Origin of the sequence: Ochrobactrum sp. CGA5, from assembly GCF_006345815.1 — a bacterium.
Lineage (GTDB): Bacteria > Pseudomonadota > Alphaproteobacteria > Rhizobiales > Rhizobiaceae > Brucella.
This window is the reverse complement of sequence record NZ_VCIG01000006.1, coordinates 1-18,913: the sequence shown is the minus strand read 5'-3', so window position 1 is coordinate 18,913 and position 18,913 is coordinate 1. Positions and strand designations below refer to the sequence as shown.

The following is an 18,913-nucleotide window of genomic DNA, read 5'->3' as shown; positions in this document are numbered from 1 at the left end:
TCGAACGCGAAAGGATCAAACGAGACACGATCAAAAAACGCCGCTTGAACCACCAGGCCAAAGCGGCTTAAATCAACCCCTAAACCGAGCCGGAAACTCCAATCTTCAAAAGCACAAATAGTCTCAAATCATTCGACGACGGACAGGCGAGGACATGCCGGAAATTAGGGATTGGAAATGGCCTTACACCAGATGAACCAGGAAACCTCAAAACGGCCCACGAAAACAGTATCGAATGATTGAATCCTCTGGCCCCTTAAGAAGGGAGACAAACTGCGCTGGAGCTGTTTCGGCATCGGCGAGTATGTTGGAATAAACGTACGCGGCAAAAATAAAACCTATCAGGTTGATAGAGTTGAGAAGCGTTGAATGCATCTATTATATTGGCTTCAAGCAATTCTTCACTGAACGGACGCTGGCCAAGCATACGCTCTTAAAGGAGATCAGAATGTTCAAGCATATTCTTATTGCGACGGATGGCTCCGAACTTGCAGAACGATGTGTTGGCCAAGGGCTCTCATTGGCCCAATTCCTGCGATGCAGGGTAACTGTTGTAACTGTAACAGCACCATATAGCAATTCAGGCATATTTGGAGGTATGCTTGATGATGACGATATTGTCGTTAGATATAATCAAAGCTGGGAAAAATTTGCCTCCAAGGTTCTGGGTCACGCAAAGGACTTGGCAAACGACCTACAGGTTGAAACCGATGTTGTGCACCTTATAAATCCCATTCCATCGGATGCAATAAGCACGGCAGCTGACTCGCTCCGCTGTGACCTAATTGTGGTTGCAACTCACGGTTATTCGGGAGTGCAACGCCTTGTTCTGGGCAGCCAAACCAATGAAATCATTACGCAAGCGAAAACATCAGTGCTCGTTGTTAGGTAGTCGCGAAAAGGCTTTCAACGACTAGCACGGCGGCTCCGGGATTAGAGTTATTTGTTCATTTTCATTTAAAAGTGATGGCGCTGGCCGCAAAAGAGTCCCTATTTTTTAGCCGACCTTCGAGAATTGCCATACGGTTCGTCGAAACTGGCTCCGTTGCGATACAGGATATATGCCGCCACGATGAAGATGATCCCTGCGAATATGCTATTGAAGGCGTTCATGTATGCACTCAATCGCCTGGCGAGCATCATTCCGAATACCCCTCCTATGATGCCACCTCCGATAAACTCAGCTGCAAGCCACCAGTCGATTAGACCGGAACTGGCATAGTTCAAAGCCGTGGCCAGTCCGAAGGCCCCCATGGAGAGAAGGGACGTGCCGATTGCGTTGATCATCGGCATACCTGTTGCCAACATCAAACCGAGCACAATCAGGAAACCCCCGCCGATACCGAAGAATCCGGATGCTGCGCCAGAGGCAAGAGCTATAGCTGCTGTAACGAGACACATTCTTAAATCGATCGGGCGGCACTCGACGTCCAATCTCTTTTTGGGCTTCAACATGAACTGCCCAATGACGATCATGAGGATGCCGAACAGAAAGATGAGACGATCACCGTCTCAAGCTTTTCCAAGACTGGAACCGATAAGTGCCCCGATAGCGCCTAGTGCTGAGAAGACAGCGCCACAGCGCCACCAGACGTGCCCCTTCAAGGCATGGCTCGTAAAATTCGCGAACGCGTTGAACGAAACCGCAAGTGCACCCGTAGCGATGGCGACATGGGGCCGGCTCACACCGACAACATACAGGAGCAACGGTGTCGCAAGAATGGAGCCGCCGCCGCCGAGCAATCCCAGCATAAAGCCGACAATACCGCCAGAACCTATTGCCGAAAAGATAGAATTGCTCAACTCTGTCTGCTCCAGATTCTGTCGTGCACGATCATCCCGACCAGCATGGCAATGACGAAGAGAACAGTTTGAGGCAGCCCCATTGACAATGACGCGATAGCGGGACCGGGACAGAAGCCGCCAATACCCCATCCCAGACCGAACAGTGCCGAGCCAATGATAAGAGGGGCATCGATCCGTCGACGCGTTGGCACATGAAAACTGTCGTCGAATGTTGGATGCTGCATCCGCTTCGTTATTTGAACACCAATGGAGGCGACGATAACCGCGCCACCAAGAACAAAGGCAAGACTTGGATCCCATACGCCGAAAATGTCGAGAAAACCTCTTACACGAACGGGATTGAGCATTCCAGACATAGACAGTCCAAAACCGAAAATGGCACCGGAGGCAAGAGCGCTGCAGAATTGATAAAACTTTAGGTTCATAGCCCCAGACCTCGCAGCACAATAACACCAATCATTCCTGTTCCCAGAAAGGTAGCAACCGCTGCAATTGATCGCGGTGACAGACGAGCCAGCCCCAACACACCGTGCCCACTCGTGCAGCCAGATCCCATGCGCGAACCGAAGCCGACAAGAAGTCCGGCGACGATGATCAGTGGCCACCCAGTAGTAATTTGCACAGTGGGCCAGGTGCCGAAAGCGGTCAGATAAATAATTGGCCCGATTACCAGTCCCACGACGAACGCAAGGTTTGTTAACGACGCGCTTCTCTGTAAAAGTCGCCCGACGATTCCGCTTACTCCAGCAATCCTGCCGTTAAGGATCAGGAGCATCGCTGCTGAAATACCGATTAACATCCCGCCGATAAGTGACGATAGATAAGTGATCATTCTACGCCCTCCACGCAAAAGATGTCATAAAGGGCAGCGACCAGTTGCGCTGCCTTGTCTTCTGTGAGCCGATAGAAAATCTTTTTTCCATCCCGTCGCGTCTCGACTATCCCGGAGTTGCGCAACACAGTTAGGTGCTGCGACAGGTGCGGTTGATGAACCTCGATTTTTTCTTCCAGCTCCCCAACGGAATACTCGCTTTTCACCAGGCTGCAGACGATCATCAGACGCGCTGGATGGGACAGTGTCTTGAGCAGGTCTGCCACTTCGCCCGCGCGCAGAGATAGTTCAATGGAAGATCGCCCCGCTTTCATTATTGCCATCCTGTCCACGATCATTCCCATGCGGCCCCTTCCAACGCGTCCAGTGGAAACTTCAGATAGCGCTTACCGTTGGCTTCTGGCTCAGGCAGTCGCCCACCACGTATGTTCACCTGCAGCGCATGCAGGATGAGCTTTGGCATTGGCAGCGTCTTGTCGCGCTTGGTCCGTAAGGCAACGAACGCTTCTTCCGATACGCCCGCCAGGTGCGGATTGTGCTTCCTTTGAACAGCCCCTGTGCTTTCCCACCGAGGCTCACGACCGCACGGCTGGTAATCATGTCCGGTGAATAGCCGCGTCTCATCGGGAAGTGCTATGATATTCTGGATTGACTCCCACAATGCTCGCGCATCGCCGCCGGGAAAATCGGCCCGCGCCGTACCGCTGTCTGGCATAAAAACTGTGTCATGCACAAAGGCGGCATCGCCCACCACGTAAGTGATGGAGGCGAGCGTATGCCCCGGCGAGAACAGAACCCTGGCATCAATGGAACCGATCTTGAACGTCTCGCCATCGGCAAACAGCCGATCCCATTGTGAGCCATCGGTGGCAAGCTCGGGCCAATTATATATCCCCTTCCACAGCTTCTGGACGTCGGTTACATGCTCACCTATCGCTGTCTTGGCGCCGGTTTTCTGCTTGAGGTACTGAGCTGCGGAAAAGTGGTCGGCGTGTGGATGGGTGTCGAGAATCCATTCGACTGTCAGTCCACTATCACGAACGTATTCGAGAATTGTGTCTGCATTGATCGTAGCCGTTGACCCCGACTTTTCATCAAAGTCGAGAACGGGATCTACAATTGCGCACATACCGGTCATCGGATCGGACACCACGTACTGAACACTGGAGGTTCGCTTATCGAAAAAGCCTTTTACCCGCGGGCGACGGTCAGCGAAGCGTTTAAGCCATACTGCAGCGACACTGGTATCAAAGCCGAGCTGATGTCCGAAGTGTACAATATCGTCAACAGACATGCGTCCGTCCAATACTTCACCGATGAGATGAAGGGTGAGCGAACACGTACCTGTTTTGCAATGCGCAAGCACGGGACCCTCCGATTTTCTGACCACCGTCTGAAACGCATGCACATCGGCTTCCGTGATCGTATTCATCGTGACCGGAATATATGCATAAGAAAGATCACGTTTGTGAGCCACATCTCGTTCAGCCTGGTTTCCGGGCTGGTCTGCGCTTTCATTATCGGGACGGTTGTTGATTAGCGTTTTGAAGCCGCTTCGATCGAGTAAACTGAGTTCTTGCGCGTTTGGCTGCGTTGATATCGACAGTTTCTCAGTTATTTTCGTGACGGGCATCTTTGCCTCCGACGTTAACATTATATAATATATTATAATGTATAATGTATAATGTGAAGGTTTTCAAGCCTGCCTCGAAAATGCAGATTTTCAAAATCCGCGCAGGAGCTCTAACAAAAACGGCAAAAAGCCCGATCGCCGGAGAATAATTCTATAACTTCAAACTTTCAGGCCACTGGCAAAGGGTCTCGATGAAGGTATGATGATATGCATCAAATGCCCGGAGGCACCTCAATGAGCCGATTGCATACAGAAAACCACCTCGTATCGCGGATCGGTTGGCTTCGCGCAGCGGTACTCGGCGCCAATGATGGTATTGTCTCAACGGCGAGCCTCATTATGGGCGTCGCATCTGCTTCAACGGGAACGACGCAGATATTGATCGCTGGCATCGCAGGCCTTGTCGCAGGCGCGATGTCCATGGCGGCGGGTGAGTATGTTTCTGTCAGCTCTCAATCCGATACGGAGTTGGCAGATCTTGCCAGAGAACGCAAGGAACTCGAAACTCAGCCCCAAGCAGAGCTCGATGAATTGATGCAAGCCTATATTGATCGCGGCCTGACCCCGGAACTGGCGCGGCAGGTGGCAATACAGCTGACTTCGCACAATGCTCTGGAAGCACACGCTCGCGACGAACTGGGAATAGTTGAGCACATGGAAGCACGACCTGTACAAGCAGCGCTGACCTCAGCGGCCACCTTCTCGATCGGGGCCGCCCTACCCTTATTGATGACGGTCATCGCGCCTCCCTCCATCTTGCTTTACGCGGTTGCTATCTCTTCCTTGCTGTTTCTAGCGTTACTAGGCGCAATCGGCGCCAAGGCGGGAGGAGCTAATATGCTTAAGGCAACCGTTCGCGTCACTTTTTGGGGGGCGTTGGCGATGGCAATCACGGCTAGTATTGGGGCCCTAGTCGGCACAGCGGTCTGACCGTCGATCTGAGTATTTAGGGAATACATATGTAAAGAAGAATTACTGTAGTCGGTCAGAGGCAGGGCTCTATAATTTGCTCATTCTATAGGTCGGGGAGACTATGAAGATGCGGTTCTCGGTTGAAGATCGATCAAAAACAATCCTGCTGATTTTTGCCTTGTGCGGACTTGTGATGGGGCTCGGCTTGCACTTTTCCGGCTACTCCTCGGGAGCACGGATAATCTGGGCAATTGCCACTTTGCCTGTGCTGGCATCTTTGCTCGTCGAGATTCTCCGGAGTTTATGCCGAAAGGAGTTTGGGCTGGATATCGTCGCCGCGATGTCTATGTCGGCCGCACTGGCATTTGGGGAAATGCTGGCGGCTTCGATTGTCGCCCTCATGTATACTGGCGGAGCCTTTCTTGAGAGCTTTGCCGAGGGACGAGCACGCCGTGAGATGCATGCTTTGCTGTCCCGCGCACCGCGAACAACAATGCGATATGTCGATGATCATCTCGAAGAGATTGCCGTTGAAACTATTCGTCCCGGTGACCGCCTTCTGATCCGTCAGGGAGATGTCATCCCCGTCGACGGAAGTATCACTTCCGTAAAAGCTTTCGTAAACATGTCTGCTTTGACGGGAGAGTCACTTCCGATTTCGCTTGCGTCGGGAGCAGATGTGCTAAGCGGTTCAATGAATGCCGGCGATGCTTTCGATATCGTTGCCAAGCACGAAGCGAAGGATAGCACCTACGCTGGCATCGTTCGCCTCGTGGAAGAGGCACAGCATTCCAAGGCTCCAATGTCCAGACTGGCAGACCAGTGGTCTGTCGGCTTTCTGATCGTGACCGTCATAATCGCCTTCGGAGCATGGTGGTTCACGGGAGACCCGATAAGGTCGGTCGCCGTTCTCGTCGTGGCGACACCATGTCCTCTCATTCTGGCCGTGCCCGTCGCCCTTGTTGCGGGACTGTCGCGTTCCGCTCATTTCGGCGTGCTGGTAAAGGGTGCTCGTCCATTGGAAAATATGGCTCGTATCAATACGTTGGTGCTGGATAAGACCGGAACACTGACAGATGGCCGCCCACAAATTACTTCAATCAACGCGCAGCCGGGATTGAGCGAAAATGATCTATTGCGTTTCGCTGCCTCCCTTGACCAAGTGTCCAAACATCCGATGGCGCAGGCTCTTGTACTGGCCGCTCAGCGGCGCGGGATAGATCTTGTATTGCCGACCGATGTAAGCGAACTGGCAGGAGATGGCGTCGCGGGCTGGGTCGATCGCAAAAGCGTCGTTGTCGGCGGACGTAGCTTCGTTGAGAGACAGGTCAATGCAAAACTGAGTGAAATCCCCGATATAGAAGCTGGAGCGGCCCTGGTTGCAGTCGCGATAGACGGTAGCATCGCGGGTTATATCATTATGGCCGATCCCTTGCGCGGCGAAGTGGTCGATACGTTACGGGGCTTACGCAAAGATGGCGTAAAGCGAATAGTGCTGGCGACAGGTGATCGTGCTGCAGTGGCCAAACGCATCGCCAAGGGTTTGGGGCTTGATGCCATCTACTCCGAACTTTCACCCGATCAAAAGGTGCTGACCGTGCTCAGCGAGCGTAAGAACGGCCCCGTGATGATGGTTGGAGATGGGGTCAACGACGCGCCCGCACTTGCAGCGGCTGATGTTGGCGTTGCCATGGGTGCGAGGGGAGCGGCAGCCTCGGCAGAAGCGGCCGATGTCGTTCTCCTCGTAGATAGAATAGATAGACTTCGCGCTGGGATTGAAATTGCCAAGCGATCAAGGCGCATTGCTGTCGAAAGTGTAGTGGTTGGGATTGGTCTTTCTGTAGTCGCCATGATCGCAGCAGCGTTCGGTTATCTAAAACCTGTTCAGGGTGCATTGCTCCAGGAGCTGATTGACGTCGCTGTCATCCTCAATGCGCTTCGGGCGTTGAGAATCTCACCCAACATCGGCTAAAGGGCGTCATGGTACGCCAGAATGTGAACTGGTGAATAAGTCACCTACAGCCTCGCACCGAATTGTTGTTCCCCCAGCACGCAATAAGAACAGAGCATTGAAGCGTAACCGCCTTGCCAGTATCGCGCCGGTCTTCGGACCAAGTACCATTAGCGCTGTGGCCCATGCATCCGCTTCGGCACAGGTACGTGTCACGACGGTGACTGACGCCGGAGGCTCCATCAAGGGAGCACCGCGACGTGGGTCCATGGTGTGCGACAGGCGGTAATCGTTGACATTAATCCAATGCCGATAATCGCCCGACGTGGCGACCGCCGCATCCTGAAGAGCCAAAACCGAGTGGGTTGCGCGACGACCATAGTCAGGAGCTTCAACTGCAATCGACCAAGGACTCCCATCTGGCCGCAACCCGAGCGCCCGCATCTCCCCATCAACTCCGACGAGGCCGGACGAAATCCCGAAAGACCGCAATATCTCCGTCAGACGATCCACACCATATCCCTTGGCAATTCCATTGAGATCAAGCGTGATGGGAGCTAACTTTCGCACCATTCCCCCCTCGACGTCCAGTTCCAGAACGTCATGGGCTGGTCGGCGCTCGCGCTCAAGCGCTGCTCGTATCTGCTCAGGGGCCGCCTCTGACGCCCCGAAACCCCAGGCGCTTACGGCATCGCCCATGCCGAAATCAAACGCGCCGCCCGATGCACGGCCAATGTCGAGCGCAAGGCGCAAAACGTCCAGCAGTTGCTGCGGCACCTTTATCCAGTGTCCCACCGGCGCGGCGTTCACCTGCGTTAGATTACTATCCGGCTTCCATGTTGACATCTGCATGTCCACCGCGTCCACTGCCGCCTGAAGTGCGGCCCGAACGGATTGTGGATCGAACCCCGCTGCTTGGTAAAACAACGCTGACCAACGTGTACCCATGGTAGGCCCGCTCAAAGCGTGACGTTGCATCTCAGTAGACGTCTTCGACATAACGTCCCTCCGCCCTGAGTTTGGCTAATGTCAGCCCAGTGGGGCCCAGAATATCGGCAAGAACCAACGAGACTCCGTTGGCCATATCGCGTCCGCCACATACCATGATCCGCGCCCCCTCCTGAATCAGCCGAGTGACTTCATCGGCATCCTCCCGAAGAACATGCTGCACATAGCGCGGCATTTTCCCGCGTGAACAACAGGAGCTAATCTGCGCAACTTGCCCCTTCTGCTTCCATTCACGGAGTTCGTCGCCATAGAAAAAATCGCTATTCGTCTGGCGCATTCCAAAGAACAGATGGATCAGGCGATGCCGCGTATTGGCACGGATGAAACCCGTCAAAGGTGCGATTCCTGTTCCGGCGCCGATCAAAATCAGGGGCGTATGTGTCCGATCCTCCGCATGGAAACCTGGATTGCGACGCAGGCAAGCGCTGATCGTGTCCCCGGGCTCCAGTTCCAGGAGCTGGCAAGAGCATAGCCCACCCGGATGTTTTCTCACGACGATCTCTATAAAGCCGTCGTTGCGTCCAGAAGCCAGCGAGTAGAACCGGGGAACGGTCGATCCCGAAGGTACGATGGCGAGGAGATCGCCGGCCACAAAGCGCCCCAGTCTGCAGCCAAGGACTTGCTGCCAGAAGGAAAGCCTTGGCAAGGCAAAGCGCAGGATTGCTGCGGGTGCCTGTACTGCGGCGCCATAATCACGGCGCGACACAAGCGTGAGCGGGACGGCGGTGGGTTGAACGACCTGATGCGTGAGTTCAAGATTTATTGTCATCGCAGTACCGAGTGTCCGTCCCCATCGGGCAAAAGCCTGCGGCGACTGACGGTCCACCGTGTCAAAGGGTATGAGCATTTTCCATCCGGCGGCATGCGCCGTCTCCGTCACCGCCCGCGCGAAAGCGCAGTAGGCAGGAAAGCTACTGTCGCCGAACCCAAGCACAGCCAGCGGAATTGCCGGATCCGCTGCCTGAGGTGAGAGCCGTTCAAGGAACCCCTTGGCCGAAGCGGGCGCATCGCCGTCGCCATAGGTAGCGGCCAGGATGAGGATGCGCTGCGCCTGCCCGTAACGGGCCGGGTCGAAAGCCGACATCGGCGCGGCATGGACGGCCTGACCGGCGTCGGACAGCGCCGCATGCAGCGTAGCGGCAAAGCCCCATGTGCTACCGCCTTCACTGCCGACGAGAATGATCGTCTCCGCCTTTCCTGCGGAAACATTGCAGCGAATACGTGGCCGTCCGCGACGCCCGGCGAACCAGAGAACAACGCCCGTGCCCGCCATGACTGGCACACCAAGAGCCGCCAGGCCAAGGATCAGCGCCAGAACAGAAGCCCCCCGTCCCGTATGGAGCATATAAATGGTTTCCGACAGACGTTGCCATCCGGTCAGGCCGCTCCAGCCGAGAAGCGCGCCCGTGCCCTGATCGATATAGCCGGTGCCCCGGTCGGTCTTAAGGGTGAGAATGTCCATCGGGTTGGATGGATCGGCGAATGACAGGCTGCGCATTTCCGCAACCGGTATCTGCCGCAGCGGTTCCATCGTCGCCGGAACCGCTCCAGTCTGGCCGCTTGCCTCAGTCTGCATGACCGGCGAAACCGCACTATCAGGCAACAGATCGAAGGTGGAGGCCGTCATCCACAAAGCCGTGGCCGAGGAAAGCAGCAGGCCTGCGACGGCCAGTCGGGCGACCTCGACATGCAGGCGCCCGGAGAGCGGGCCACGCAGGCGCGAAAACCAGTGCTGCCAACCCCCGGCCCGACGTGCGACAAGCGCCACCCCGGACAGGCTCAGTACCAACATGGCGGCAGCGCCCGCAGCCATGACCATGCGACCGCTATCATCAAGAAAGAGCGAACGATGCAGGTTTGTCAGCCAGCGTTCGACTGGATTCGGATCGGCAGAAGCGATACCCTGACCGGTAATGGGATCGATGACCGCCGCCTGAGGCGCACCATTATCGAACCAATAGGCCGTCATCCGGCCAGACGGCGCCCGCCGGATTTGCTCCACCTGCGGATAGACCGCTTGAACACGCGCCGCCAGATCGGCGATCGTACGTGTCACATCTGCCTGCGGAGATGAGATACTTTCGACAGCGGGAAAAATTGACAGGGCTGCACCGCTGATACTGAGCACAATCAGTAGCAACGCGGCGAGAAGTCCCGGCCAACGATGGATAATGCGGAACATAGCAATCACCGTTTATAGAGAATAATCGGCTGTTGCGATGTAACGGTGTCCTTTGACTGGAACTTTCGCACCGCCGGACGTCAACGGGATAACCACCTCATTGGGACTGTCGCGCATGTCTTCCACGGCAGCATCGACATGCAATGTGTAGCCCGCATCAAAAAATGCGTCGGCCAGATCAACTGTGATTTCAAGCGTCCGACCCGCACCGACGCTCGCGCCGGTGATACCGTTGATCTCGCTCGTATTGCCACCCGTTGCACGATACCATCCGGACAGATGTTCGTAATATTTGGATTTGCCGCCAGCCATCCAAAGGCTACCGGCATATTTACCCTCAGCATCCATGACGTAATAAGCGAGATACGCGCCGTCACCGCCATAACTGTTCAGCGTCGTTGTCAGCGTTACGGGCCGCGCCATCGCGATATCCGGAAGCGTAAGCGCCGTGGTCATTGCCAATGCTGCAAAAAGTACTTTCATGCCAGTCTGCCTCTTTCAAAGAAACGGCACGCGGACCTCGATCGATCCGCGCTTATGCCCGCTACTCTCGCAAGAAGAGCTGAACACCACCTGACACCGATACGGTTTCTGCTTCAGCGCTCTGTAAGAAATGAACCGCTCCGATCTGCGATAAACGAAAGCGGCAGACCTGCCGGCAGATCCGCCACGTCGAGCATCAACGATGATCTAGTCGCTATCAGTGCAGCGACATGCGTTTAAGTGTTCCGTCCCGTAGAATGAATTGGTGCCATAATGCTATCAGCGCATGAAGACCGGCCAGATAAAGAATGATGGTGCCGGCATTCTCATGGAAGTCGGCGATCAGTCCTGGAGCGCCCTGCACGGGAGCAGCAATGGCGGGTATGGAAATGCCGAAGAAGGATATGGGAACACCTATCCGCGAGGCGGCATACCAGCCGCTGAGCGGCAAGGCGAGCAGAAACAGATAGAGTACTGCATGACCCACCTTGGCTGCGAGGGCTAGCATCCCTTGCGTCTGAGATGCTGACGGCGCAGCGCCAGAAAGACGCAAGAGAATGCGTGGGAAAACAAGCACGAGCACGGCAAGCCCTAGAGAAAAATGCAACAAAGGCGGATTTTCCGCCATGCGGCGTCCACCCACCGACGTCAACCATGCTCCGAGGATCAACGCTGCAGTGATCCAGTGTATCACAACCATGCTTTTTGAATAACGATCAGGACTGCGAGACATGACAAGTCTTTCCTTGAATGAAGGCGCTCTATAAGCGGAGCGCCGGTTGCTTATTTGGCAGAGAGTTTTCTCGATGCGGCGGCTGCAAGGCATGCCCGGCGCCGCACCTGACGGCTATCCCTCGTTATCCCTTGATTTGCGACGGCGGTCATCGTCATGGTCGGATTCGCCAACCTTGTGTTTTATCTTGACTATAACAAGCGTAGCCGGATCAACTTTAGCCCTGAAAGCCGTTCCGGCTTTGTCGGAGCCGCGGACCTCATAACAGCCGTCGTCGATTTTGATCCGCGCCACGGTCCAACCGCGAGAAGTAGCCATGGCCTGAACCGCGTCCCTGGATTGCCACTTGTCCATCGACACATGGCAGTCATCATCGGCTCGCGCCACGCCGCTTCCTGCTGAAATCAATAAAAGGGAGATTGCAGCAAGGTAATTTACCATCATATCATTGTTCCTGATCAATGCGCTTTGAAGAGAATATTGCCAGCCATTTCTGACGAACAGCTGAAGCTGGCAAGGATATGACGTCAGAGGAATGACAGGTTACAGCTTCAGTTAGAATATGTTCACATCTGACTGAATCGGGTCGACACGGGGCCGCTTCTTATTGAATAAAGGGTGCTGTTGTATGCGGGTTCTGTTGATCGAAGACGATACAATCCTGGGCAAGGCCGTTCGCGACCATATCGCCGTCAACCATTCCGTGGATTGGGTGACCCGGCTCGACGACGCAACAGAGCATGTCAACTCTGCAGTCTACGACCTAATGCTGTTGGACCTGATGCTTCCCGACGGGCTGGGTGTCAATTTTTTACGCAATCTTCGCGCCAAAGGCAGTGTCACGCCTGTCATTATCCTCACGGCACTGGACCAGATTTCCGACCGGATAGAAGGACTCGATGCCGGGGCAGACGATTACATGATCAAACCGTTCGATCTGGCGGAACTGTCGTCACGACTGAATGCCGTTGCGCGACGTTACAGCGGCAATCCCAACCCATTGATCAAAATAGGCAACCTCCAGATCGATCTGGCCGCCAAGACCGTGAGGCAGGACGGGCGTCCCGTTGAACTGACCGGTCGCGAATGGGCATTGCTAGAAAACTTCCTGCAGCGACCTGGTATTGCATTGACCAAGTCGCAACTCGAGGACCGGCTCTATGCCTTTGGCTCAGAGGTCGAGAGCAATACAATTGAGGTCCATGTCAGCCGTCTCCGCAAAAAGCTTGGACATGCGATCATCGAGACGGTTCGCGGCATCGGATACCGGCTTGGAAACGCAAAATGATGCAACCGAAGAGCCTGCAATGGAGACTTTCGCTCTGGCTCGGGCTCGGCGCGGCCCTGTTGTGGGTTGTTACAACGATTGTGACAGCACACCTTCTGCGCCAGGAACTGAATAAGGCCTTTGACAGCGCCCTCGAAGAAACGGCGCAACGCATTCTGCCGGTCGCGGCGCTCGAGATTCTGGGGCGCGATGCCGACGACACCGAGCAGAGGGTGGCGACCCTGCGCCAACACGACGAATATTTCACCTATGTGGTGCGTGACGCAGCCGGAACCGTGCAGATGCGTTCCCATAGTGCGGATGTGACCATTTTTCCGCCCTATTCAAAAATGGGTTTCAGCAGCACACCAACCCACAGGCTCTACTCTGACGCCGCAATGCAGGGTAGTCTCACAATTACTGTCGCTGAACCCCTCTCCCACCGGCGCGATACGGCTAAGCACATATTATACACGCTTGCTGTACCTCTCTCCCTGGCCGTCCTCCTCGGCTTGATCGGTGTCTGGTTCATCGTACGTCTTTCCATGGCGCCGGTTCGCAGTTTTCGCGATCAGATTGAGGCGCGTGGCAGCGGAGATCTTAATCCAGTCGCCGTAAATGGGCTTCCCTCCGAAATTGACACTGTTGCCATAGCGGTAAATCGGCTGTTGGACCGTTTGAAACTGACCCTGGAAGCCGAACGCAGTCTTGCAGCCAAATCAGCCCACGAATTGCGCACCCCGGTGGCAGCGGCGCTCGCACAGTCGCAAAGACTGATCGTCGAGGCGCCCGATGCTACCACGCGCGAACGTGCGCAGGACATGGAAACGGCGCTGCGCCGCCTCGCCCGCTTGACAGAAAAACTGATGCAGTTGGCAAGAGCCGAGGGCGGACGGCTCCTTGCCGAAAAGCCAGTAAATATTGCTGCAATCCTTCGATTAGTTGTAGGCGAGTTCAACGGATCTACCGATGCTGTCGGTCGCATTGAGTTGACTCTCCCTGATTGCCCCGTGCTTAAGAGCATTGATGCGGATGCGTTTGCCATACTAGCGCGCAACTTGATCGAAAACGCACTCAAACACGGTGCACAGGACATGCCTGTTCTCGTAAGTCTTAAATGCGACGGGGAACTGCGTGTTGTTAATGGCGGCCCAGTCGTGCCGCCCGAAACGCTTGCTCGGCTGAGTGAGCCGTTCGAGCGCGGTCAGGCTCTTGTGCGCGGTGCAGGACTTGGTCTTGCCATTGCCAAAACAATTGCTACTGGAGCAGGCGGTCGGTTAGAGTTTTTCTCTCCGGCATCAACCAAGAAAGACGGCTTCGAAGCGAGGTTTTCTTCCATTGCATGCACGCCGAACCGGTGCACCACTGACCATTGAGAAGCGCCTCACTGCTTTGATTGCCAGTCAGAAATTCTTGGCCAATGCCGGTTGGTTCGCCGATTGGCCTTAAATATTCTGCTCCAGTATCAGCTGTCGCCAGGTTACCGTTGGTGTTAGTTTTTAGCGGGTTGTCCCAATTATTCCAGAACAGGTCGTTGCAGCACACCATTCATAGTATTTAGATACGACATCAAGGCTTTCGTCCGATCATCGTTGTAACAGTCTCAACCTTGTCGAGCCAATCGGCGGCGGTCTCATCGGTCCAGGCCACAACGGCTCGAATCCTGTCGTACTCCTCTTGAACATTGCGCCTGAAAATTGGCTCGTGATGAGCGATGCGATTGCGCAAATCGCGGATTCTCGCGAGTCGATCAAAGCCCTCGGCTCGCAGTTGCTGGATAGTTTTCAGCGGATCCGTATTCGGAAAGACTGTCTTGAACTGCTTGTTCCAGATTACGGCATCATGGCTTTTCGTGAACATGCGCTCCCAGAAGACAAACTTTAGTTCGGCTACAATCTTCCCCGACGTCGGTAGCCTGCTCAGGCCAAGTAGATCCCGGCGTGGACTATAGCCGATCACCGGGTTACGAAGACTAATTTCGAAGCCCTTTTCCCAAGGCCAATTCGGACCGTAGGTTCTCTCGATCGCCGTGACTATTGAATTGCGAACGCTGACTTCACATATCTGAAGCGGAACAAAGAACGCCGCCGACAACTCCATATTCCAGCGATAGAGTTCAAGCGCGGCCTCTTTATTACTTGCCTTCTCCGCCAGATAAGTCGCAAACCGTGGCGCTGATAGCACCGTGGGGAGACTATGGATTTCTTCGGGTGTGAAAGGCATTGCGTCATTCCTTATCGAACTGCCGACGTTGACAGCGACGGCAGTTCGGACTAAGTTGGTTGTCGAAAGGCGCGTGAGGTCGCGGGGTAACACCACCCTCATCGTCATACGATATAAAGGAAAGGCCCGCCTCTGGCGGGTTTTTCTCGTTTCTGACCCAGATCATTTTGCAGGTTCCGCCGAAGGGCCGACCCGCTCTTCCAATCTTTCAGAACCGTTTTCCGAATTTGCTGCCTGCGCCTTGTTCTGAGCGTCCAAAGCTGCCAAATATTCCCTATACGCTTCGATCTCGCCGAAAGCTCCAATTTCTATCACACGATCAATAAAGCGCGCATAAAGCCCCTCCTGGATCTTTCCCTTTTGGTACAGTGATTCGACGGTCACATTGGGGTTGATGAGCATAACGTAATGGAAATCGCCCGAAGGCCCTTTCTTACAGGCGATGAACCCTAGATCACGAAGTGCCTTCATACGCTTTCGCCAAGTATCCACCGCGCGCTCACCCGTAAACCCCGCCTCGGCGGCAAAGGTTGTCGGGTTCTCAATCGACACAAACGGAAAATCCGGAGCGCGCGCCCAAAGCCCAAAAAGTGTGTGGCCCGCCGGGCTACCTTTTGTCTGCGCGTCAATAGCCTGCATGGCGATTGGCATCGTCCTGGGAACCGTCGTAAAGCCGTCATTGGTTTTGCGATGCCAGAGAATTGTCGGTGAGGTGCCGGGGAAATGCAGCTCCAACTGCTGTTGCGCCCTCTCTGCCATCTTCAGCCGTTTGACCGAGGCCTGTCGTCCATTTGCCATTTTCGTAATCCCTGTTTGTTTCCTTGACCGGACAATGACGGAACGCCTCGTGCTCCGCAATGAGGGAATACGCGCTTCAGATGTCACCTTCCACTCAGCTCAATCGCTCCTTTACTTCATCGAAGTTGAACAATATCGAAGCATTTGTATGGCTCTATTGCGCCAAATGGCGCAGAAACATAGAGAAAAATTTGTGTTTTCAGAAGGTTACGAGATGCTTGCGGTGCTCACCGTGTTCCGGTGCTGAGGTACTCCCCTGTTCTCCCGCTGCTCCTGGGATTATCAAGGGGTGTAATAGGAGAGCTTTCACGCGAGAAATTAAACTTTACGAGCCAACAATTCTGTTGCCGATCGGGAGTGTCCGGTCTTTTGTGTATTTGTGAAATGGTCCATGCTTCATTGAAAGCATCGAAGAGGCTCAGGAATTCGCTACACAATGGCTCTGGACGTATAACAACGAACGGCCCAATATGGGTATCGGCGGCATAACCCCTACACAGAAACTGAAAATGGCTGCGTAAATTCTACTGTCGCACCCCGCTAAAAATGGGGGGATTACCCTCCCATGGAACTTTAATACGTCAAGCTAAGAAACATGTGCAACGCAGCGAACGCTTACGGATCTCCTCCGCCCGTTCCCAACTCACATAACCTTCATGTGCATCCGGGATCAGTGCCAGCCATTCATCACGTGTTTTGCGACGAATTCCAGACTGACCATCGTATCGGGGCACCGATCGACTCTTACCATACGCGTACGCGCCACCGTAGATCGGATTCGCAATCATTCTATGGATCGTTGCATAATTTGGCCTGCGCCAAATGACATCGCCATCAGTGCGCCTGACCGGCAGTTCCAAGCTCTGCTCAAGAAACCATAGCAGGGCTTGTCGTGCACTGCCAAGTTCGGCAACTTTATTAAACACAAGCGTGATGGCGTCCTGAGTACGCCGGTCGGGATCCTTCTCAATCCTGTCCCCGGCCTTTATGAAACCGACCGGAACGTTGACGACGAGTTCACCGCGGCGAGCCTTCTCATAGCGGGCTGAAAGGGAACGCTGACGCAATAGGTCGAGCTCATACTCGTTGAGACGTAAGCGTACGCTGATCCCCACCTTCCAATTACGGTTCTGATTGTCGCATTAGACTTTTGAGATGATCAGGACGGAGTTTCTCCATGGACACTTGTGTGGTTGCCGTCCGTGATGCAAGAAGTTTCTTCTGGTGGGAGGTGTGATCGAGTGCGGTCTTGTGTCAGGCCTCAGTGTGCGGCATTCTTCAAGCCGCGCGGCCGGTATGGTGATCAGCGGATCAGCTCCCAATCTACATTCCGAGCTCGATGGCTCTACGTATCCAACTGGTTTCGCCGTTCCGGATCAATCGATCATGCGCCCATTCAGGTCGTCGTCTTCTCGCACCTCCTAACCGAACTTGACTTTGAAGGTCAGCGAATCTTACACTGCCTCGGCCAAGGCCGGATCTCTATAGTCTTCCATTTTTGTGAGCATGGCCCAAATCCCTCGCGCCATCTTGTTTGCCAGAGCGATAGCAACAAGCATTCGTGGCTTTCTCGTCAGCATCCTCGAAAGCCAGCTACCCGCCTTGGGCGGTTTGCGGCTTGCCCAATTCACCCGTGCCATTGCGCCTATGATTAACAGCCGGCGGATGTCAGCTTGACCTGCCTTGGAGATCCGCCCAAGCCGCTCTTTGCCACCAGATGAGAACTGTCTCGGGACTAGACCTAACCACGAAGCGAAGTCGCGGCCGCGCCGGAAGCTCTTGTTTGGTCGGCGCAAAGGCTTCGATGGCCACCGCAATCATCGGCCCGACGCCGGGCATCGTTTGAAGCCGTCGTGCTGACCTGCTGTGTTTAGCAAGCTCCGTGAGCTTGTTTGTTTTCTCGGCAATACGGACCGTCTTCTCACTGATCTGAGCAATCAAGTCACGGCACTCCTCCCGCACAATCAGGGCAAGTCAATCTCTGGATTATCGAGGATGATATCAATGCGCTTAATGTTTTCGATGCCAGGCGGAACGACTTGGCCGAATTCGTAGAGAGTAGCCCGCAATGCGTTGATTAACTCAGTGCGTTGACGAACGACACGGTTCCGTGCCCTGAACAGTACTGCGTGCGCCTGTTGCTCGGGTGCCTTTGGTTCCACAAAGCGCATCTCGGGTTGGCGCGCCGCAATGACGATGGCTTCCGCATCAGTTGCGTCGTTTTTCTGTCGCTTCACGAACGGGCGGACATACTGTGGTGCAATCAACTTTACGTCGTGACCGATTTTTGCCAGTTCGCGTGCCCAGTAATTGGCACTTCCGCAAGCTTCTAATACCACCAAGGCGGGTGGTTGAGTCGACATGAAGCGGAGAAACTGTCCCCGCGACAATTTCCTTCTAAATGCGACCTCGCCAATTACCGACGCGCCGTGAACCTGGAAAACATTCTTTGCTAAATCAACCCCGATAATCGTATTCATTTTTCCTTCCTCTTCACTCGGTTGTAGGCATAGAACTCGTACATGTTACTATGCCGCAGGAGGAGGACGGCAACCACCCCATCTACATTGGAGGTTCTACGAGTTGGTGGCGGAAGCTGCGGGAACCGAAAGTGGCCGGATGAGGTGAAGGCGCGGATTGTGGCAGAAACGCTGCTGCCTGGCGCTACGGTGAGTTCTGTTGCGCGTCGGCACGGTTTGCTTGCAAATCATGTATCGACGTGGCGGACTCTTGCGAAAAAGGGGCAGCTTGTGTTGCCTGCGCCAGAGGATCCGGTGGAGTTTGCAACCTTAATGGTTGGGTCGACCACTAGAGCGAATCCGTTTTATGTTGGGTCATAACCGCAAGCTGCAAAGTAGTTAGCGCACTCGGTTGGTTCGAACAATGTTATGACTTGGCCGACGGCATCCCACAGCGCTTCGACAGTGCGTTCGGCTTTTCACGCAGATGTGCTTTGAGTTTCGAGAACGCCATCTCTATTGGGTTGAAATCGGGACTATAGGGCGGCAGATACCGTAGTTGCGCACCTGCCTCCTCAATCGCTTCTCGTATTCCGACAACCTTATGAGCAGGCAAATTGTCCATG

At 54.6% G+C, this 18,913-nt stretch carries 17 protein-coding genes and 5 pseudogenes; 7 read left to right on the top strand and 15 right to left on the bottom strand.

From position 1 onward, the window contains the following. Positions 1-448 precede the first annotated feature (448 nt). Entirely contained in the window at positions 449-892 is a 444-nt protein-coding gene (locus FJQ48_RS07940; protein WP_128095128.1) for a universal stress protein, read from the top strand. Positions 893-990: 98 nt separating this feature from the next. Here FJQ48_RS07940 and FJQ48_RS07935 read toward each other — a convergent pair. From FJQ48_RS07935 to blh, 5 genes and pseudogenes are all read right to left on the bottom strand, one after another. Then, positions 991-1,818, bottom strand: a pseudogene (locus FJQ48_RS07935) (sulfite exporter TauE/SafE family protein). Continuing rightward, complete coding sequence (locus tag FJQ48_RS07930) at positions 1,800-2,231, bottom strand: YeeE/YedE family protein (RefSeq protein ID WP_139974649.1); 432 nt, start codon at positions 2,229-2,231, stop codon at positions 1,800-1,802. The pseudogene FJQ48_RS07935 and the gene FJQ48_RS07930 overlap by 19 nt, the downstream one beginning before the upstream one ends. Then, positions 2,228-2,638 (bottom strand): YeeE/YedE family protein, encoded by a 411-nt coding sequence (locus FJQ48_RS07925; RefSeq protein ID WP_128095129.1) that lies wholly within the window; start codon positions 2,636-2,638, stop codon positions 2,228-2,230. The genes FJQ48_RS07930 and FJQ48_RS07925 overlap by 4 nt, the downstream gene beginning before the upstream one ends. Next, entirely contained in the window at positions 2,635-2,982 is a 348-nt protein-coding gene (gene bigR / locus FJQ48_RS07920) for a sulfite-sensing transcriptional repressor BigR (RefSeq protein WP_139974648.1), read from the bottom strand. The genes FJQ48_RS07925 and bigR overlap by 4 nt, the downstream gene beginning before the upstream one ends. Next, the gene (gene blh / locus FJQ48_RS07915; RefSeq protein WP_139974647.1) at positions 2,973-4,271 is read right to left on the bottom strand and encodes a bifunctional sulfur transferase/dioxygenase Blh; all 1,299 of its coding nucleotides are present in this window, start codon (positions 4,269-4,271) and stop codon (positions 2,973-2,975) included. Before blh ends, bigR begins: the two co-directional genes overlap by 10 nt. A 234-nt stretch (positions 4,272-4,505) precedes the next feature. Between blh and FJQ48_RS07910 the strand changes: the two genes are divergently transcribed. Both FJQ48_RS07910 and FJQ48_RS07905 read left to right on the top strand, forming a co-directional pair. Then, positions 4,506-5,201 (top strand): VIT family protein, encoded by a 696-nt coding sequence (locus tag FJQ48_RS07910; RefSeq protein ID WP_105708025.1) that lies wholly within the window; start codon positions 4,506-4,508, stop codon positions 5,199-5,201. A 109-nt stretch (positions 5,202-5,310) separates the two neighbouring features. Beyond that, the gene (locus FJQ48_RS07905; protein ID WP_139974646.1) at positions 5,311-7,155 is read left to right on the top strand and encodes a heavy metal translocating P-type ATPase; all 1,845 of its coding nucleotides are present in this window, start codon (positions 5,311-5,313) and stop codon (positions 7,153-7,155) included. A gap of 6 nt (positions 7,156-7,161) precedes the next feature. On the opposite strand, the gene FJQ48_RS07900 is transcribed toward FJQ48_RS07905, so the two are convergent. From FJQ48_RS07900 to FJQ48_RS07880, 5 genes and pseudogenes are all read right to left on the bottom strand, one after another. Further along, positions 7,162-8,133 (bottom strand): FAD:protein FMN transferase, encoded by a 972-nt coding sequence (locus tag FJQ48_RS07900; protein WP_128095133.1) that lies wholly within the window; start codon positions 8,131-8,133, stop codon positions 7,162-7,164. Then, the gene (locus tag FJQ48_RS07895; protein ID WP_138787508.1) at positions 8,114-10,324 is read right to left on the bottom strand and encodes a PepSY domain-containing protein; all 2,211 of its coding nucleotides are present in this window, start codon (positions 10,322-10,324) and stop codon (positions 8,114-8,116) included. The genes FJQ48_RS07900 and FJQ48_RS07895 overlap by 20 nt, the downstream gene beginning before the upstream one ends. A gap of 12 nt (positions 10,325-10,336) precedes the next feature. Continuing rightward, entirely contained in the window at positions 10,337-10,807 is a 471-nt protein-coding gene (locus tag FJQ48_RS07890) for a DUF2271 domain-containing protein (RefSeq protein ID WP_128095134.1), read from the bottom strand. 217 nt (positions 10,808-11,024) lie between these two features. Beyond that, positions 11,025-11,540, bottom strand: a complete 516-nt coding sequence (locus FJQ48_RS07885; RefSeq protein ID WP_128095135.1) for a cytochrome b/b6 domain-containing protein — start codon at positions 11,538-11,540, stop codon at positions 11,025-11,027. 129 nt (positions 11,541-11,669) lie between these two features. Further along, a pseudogene (locus FJQ48_RS07880) lies at positions 11,670-11,981 on the bottom strand (PepSY domain-containing protein); the annotation flags it as partial. 187 nt (positions 11,982-12,168) lie between these two features. Here FJQ48_RS07880 and FJQ48_RS07875 point away from each other — a divergent pair. Together FJQ48_RS07875 and FJQ48_RS07870 are read left to right on the top strand one after the other, a co-directional pair. Beyond that, positions 12,169-12,828: a response regulator transcription factor gene (locus FJQ48_RS07875; RefSeq protein WP_109989628.1), complete on the top strand. Its 660-nt coding sequence runs from the start codon at positions 12,169-12,171 to the stop codon at positions 12,826-12,828. Next, positions 12,825-14,183, top strand: a complete 1,359-nt coding sequence (locus tag FJQ48_RS07870) for a HAMP domain-containing sensor histidine kinase (protein WP_139974645.1) — start codon at positions 12,825-12,827, stop codon at positions 14,181-14,183. The genes FJQ48_RS07875 and FJQ48_RS07870 overlap by 4 nt, the downstream gene beginning before the upstream one ends. Before the next feature lie 193 nt (positions 14,184-14,376). Here FJQ48_RS07870 and FJQ48_RS07865 read toward each other — a convergent pair whose 3' ends face one another. Together FJQ48_RS07865 and FJQ48_RS07860 are read right to left on the bottom strand one after the other, a co-directional pair. Then, a complete protein-coding gene (locus FJQ48_RS07865; protein ID WP_094573457.1) occupies positions 14,377-15,030 on the bottom strand; it encodes a hypothetical protein in 654 nt (217 codons plus the stop codon). 162 nt (positions 15,031-15,192) lie between these two features. Continuing rightward, complete coding sequence (locus tag FJQ48_RS07860; RefSeq protein WP_125303214.1) at positions 15,193-15,828, bottom strand: hypothetical protein; 636 nt, start codon at positions 15,826-15,828, stop codon at positions 15,193-15,195. Between the two features lie 401 nt (positions 15,829-16,229). On the opposite strand from FJQ48_RS07860, the pseudogene FJQ48_RS07855 reads away from it, so the two are divergent. Next, positions 16,230-16,349, top strand: a pseudogene (locus FJQ48_RS07855) (integrase core domain-containing protein); the annotation flags it as partial. Positions 16,350-16,409: 60 nt separating this feature from the next. On the opposite strand, the gene FJQ48_RS07850 reads toward FJQ48_RS07855, so the two are convergent. Both FJQ48_RS07850 and FJQ48_RS07845 read right to left on the bottom strand, forming a co-directional pair. After that, on the bottom strand, positions 16,410-16,895 hold the full coding sequence (locus FJQ48_RS07850) for a recombinase family protein (RefSeq protein ID WP_235818711.1): 486 nt from the start codon (positions 16,893-16,895) through the stop codon (positions 16,410-16,412). A 387-nt stretch (positions 16,896-17,282) separates the two neighbouring features. Beyond that, a pseudogene (locus FJQ48_RS07845) lies at positions 17,283-18,308 on the bottom strand (IS110 family transposase). Positions 18,309-18,350: 42 nt separating this feature from the next. On the opposite strand from FJQ48_RS07845, the gene FJQ48_RS22830 reads away from it, so the two are divergent. Next, positions 18,351-18,668: a transposase gene (locus FJQ48_RS22830; RefSeq protein ID WP_094574512.1), complete on the top strand. Its 318-nt coding sequence runs from the start codon at positions 18,351-18,353 to the stop codon at positions 18,666-18,668. On the opposite strand, the pseudogene FJQ48_RS07835 reads toward FJQ48_RS22830, so the two are convergent. Beyond that, positions 18,653-18,913 (bottom strand): annotated as a pseudogene (locus FJQ48_RS07835) (transposase); the annotation flags it as partial. The gene FJQ48_RS22830 and the pseudogene FJQ48_RS07835 overlap by 16 nt on opposite strands.

Excerpts from the sequence above, each read along its gene's own strand:
- FJQ48_RS07925 (WP_128095129.1), bottom strand. The coding sequence starts at position 2,638 with ATGATCACTTATCTATCGTCACTTATCGGCGGGATGTTAATCGGTATT.
- FJQ48_RS07910 (WP_105708025.1), top strand. The coding sequence starts at position 4,506 with ATGAGCCGATTGCATACAGAAAACCACCTCGTATCGCGGATCGGTTGG.
- FJQ48_RS07885 (WP_128095135.1), bottom strand. The coding sequence starts at position 11,540 with ATGTCTCGCAGTCCTGATCGTTATTCAAAAAGCATGGTTGTGATACAC.
- FJQ48_RS22830 (WP_094574512.1), top strand. The coding sequence starts at position 18,351 with ATGTTACTATGCCGCAGGAGGAGGACGGCAACCACCCCATCTACATTG.
- FJQ48_RS07895 (WP_138787508.1), bottom strand. The coding sequence starts at position 10,324 with ATGTTCCGCATTATCCATCGTTGGCCGGGACTTCTCGCCGCGTTGCTA.
- FJQ48_RS07930 (WP_139974649.1), bottom strand. The coding sequence starts at position 2,231 with ATGAACCTAAAGTTTTATCAATTCTGCAGCGCTCTTGCCTCCGGTGCC.
- FJQ48_RS07940 (WP_128095128.1), top strand. The coding sequence starts at position 449 with ATGTTCAAGCATATTCTTATTGCGACGGATGGCTCCGAACTTGCAGAA.
- FJQ48_RS07900 (WP_128095133.1), bottom strand. The coding sequence starts at position 8,133 with ATGTCGAAGACGTCTACTGAGATGCAACGTCACGCTTTGAGCGGGCCT.
- FJQ48_RS07860 (WP_125303214.1), bottom strand. The coding sequence starts at position 15,828 with ATGGCAAATGGACGACAGGCCTCGGTCAAACGGCTGAAGATGGCAGAG.
- FJQ48_RS07890 (WP_128095134.1), bottom strand. The coding sequence starts at position 10,807 with ATGAAAGTACTTTTTGCAGCATTGGCAATGACCACGGCGCTTACGCTT.
- FJQ48_RS07905 (WP_139974646.1), top strand. The coding sequence starts at position 5,311 with ATGCGGTTCTCGGTTGAAGATCGATCAAAAACAATCCTGCTGATTTTT.
- bigR (WP_139974648.1), bottom strand. The coding sequence starts at position 2,982 with ATGGGAATGATCGTGGACAGGATGGCAATAATGAAAGCGGGGCGATCT.
- FJQ48_RS07875 (WP_109989628.1), top strand. The coding sequence starts at position 12,169 with ATGCGGGTTCTGTTGATCGAAGACGATACAATCCTGGGCAAGGCCGTT.
- FJQ48_RS07870 (WP_139974645.1), top strand. The coding sequence starts at position 12,825 with ATGATGCAACCGAAGAGCCTGCAATGGAGACTTTCGCTCTGGCTCGGG.
- FJQ48_RS07865 (WP_094573457.1), bottom strand. The coding sequence starts at position 15,030 with ATGCCTTTCACACCCGAAGAAATCCATAGTCTCCCCACGGTGCTATCA.
- blh (WP_139974647.1), bottom strand. The coding sequence starts at position 4,271 with ATGCCCGTCACGAAAATAACTGAGAAACTGTCGATATCAACGCAGCCA.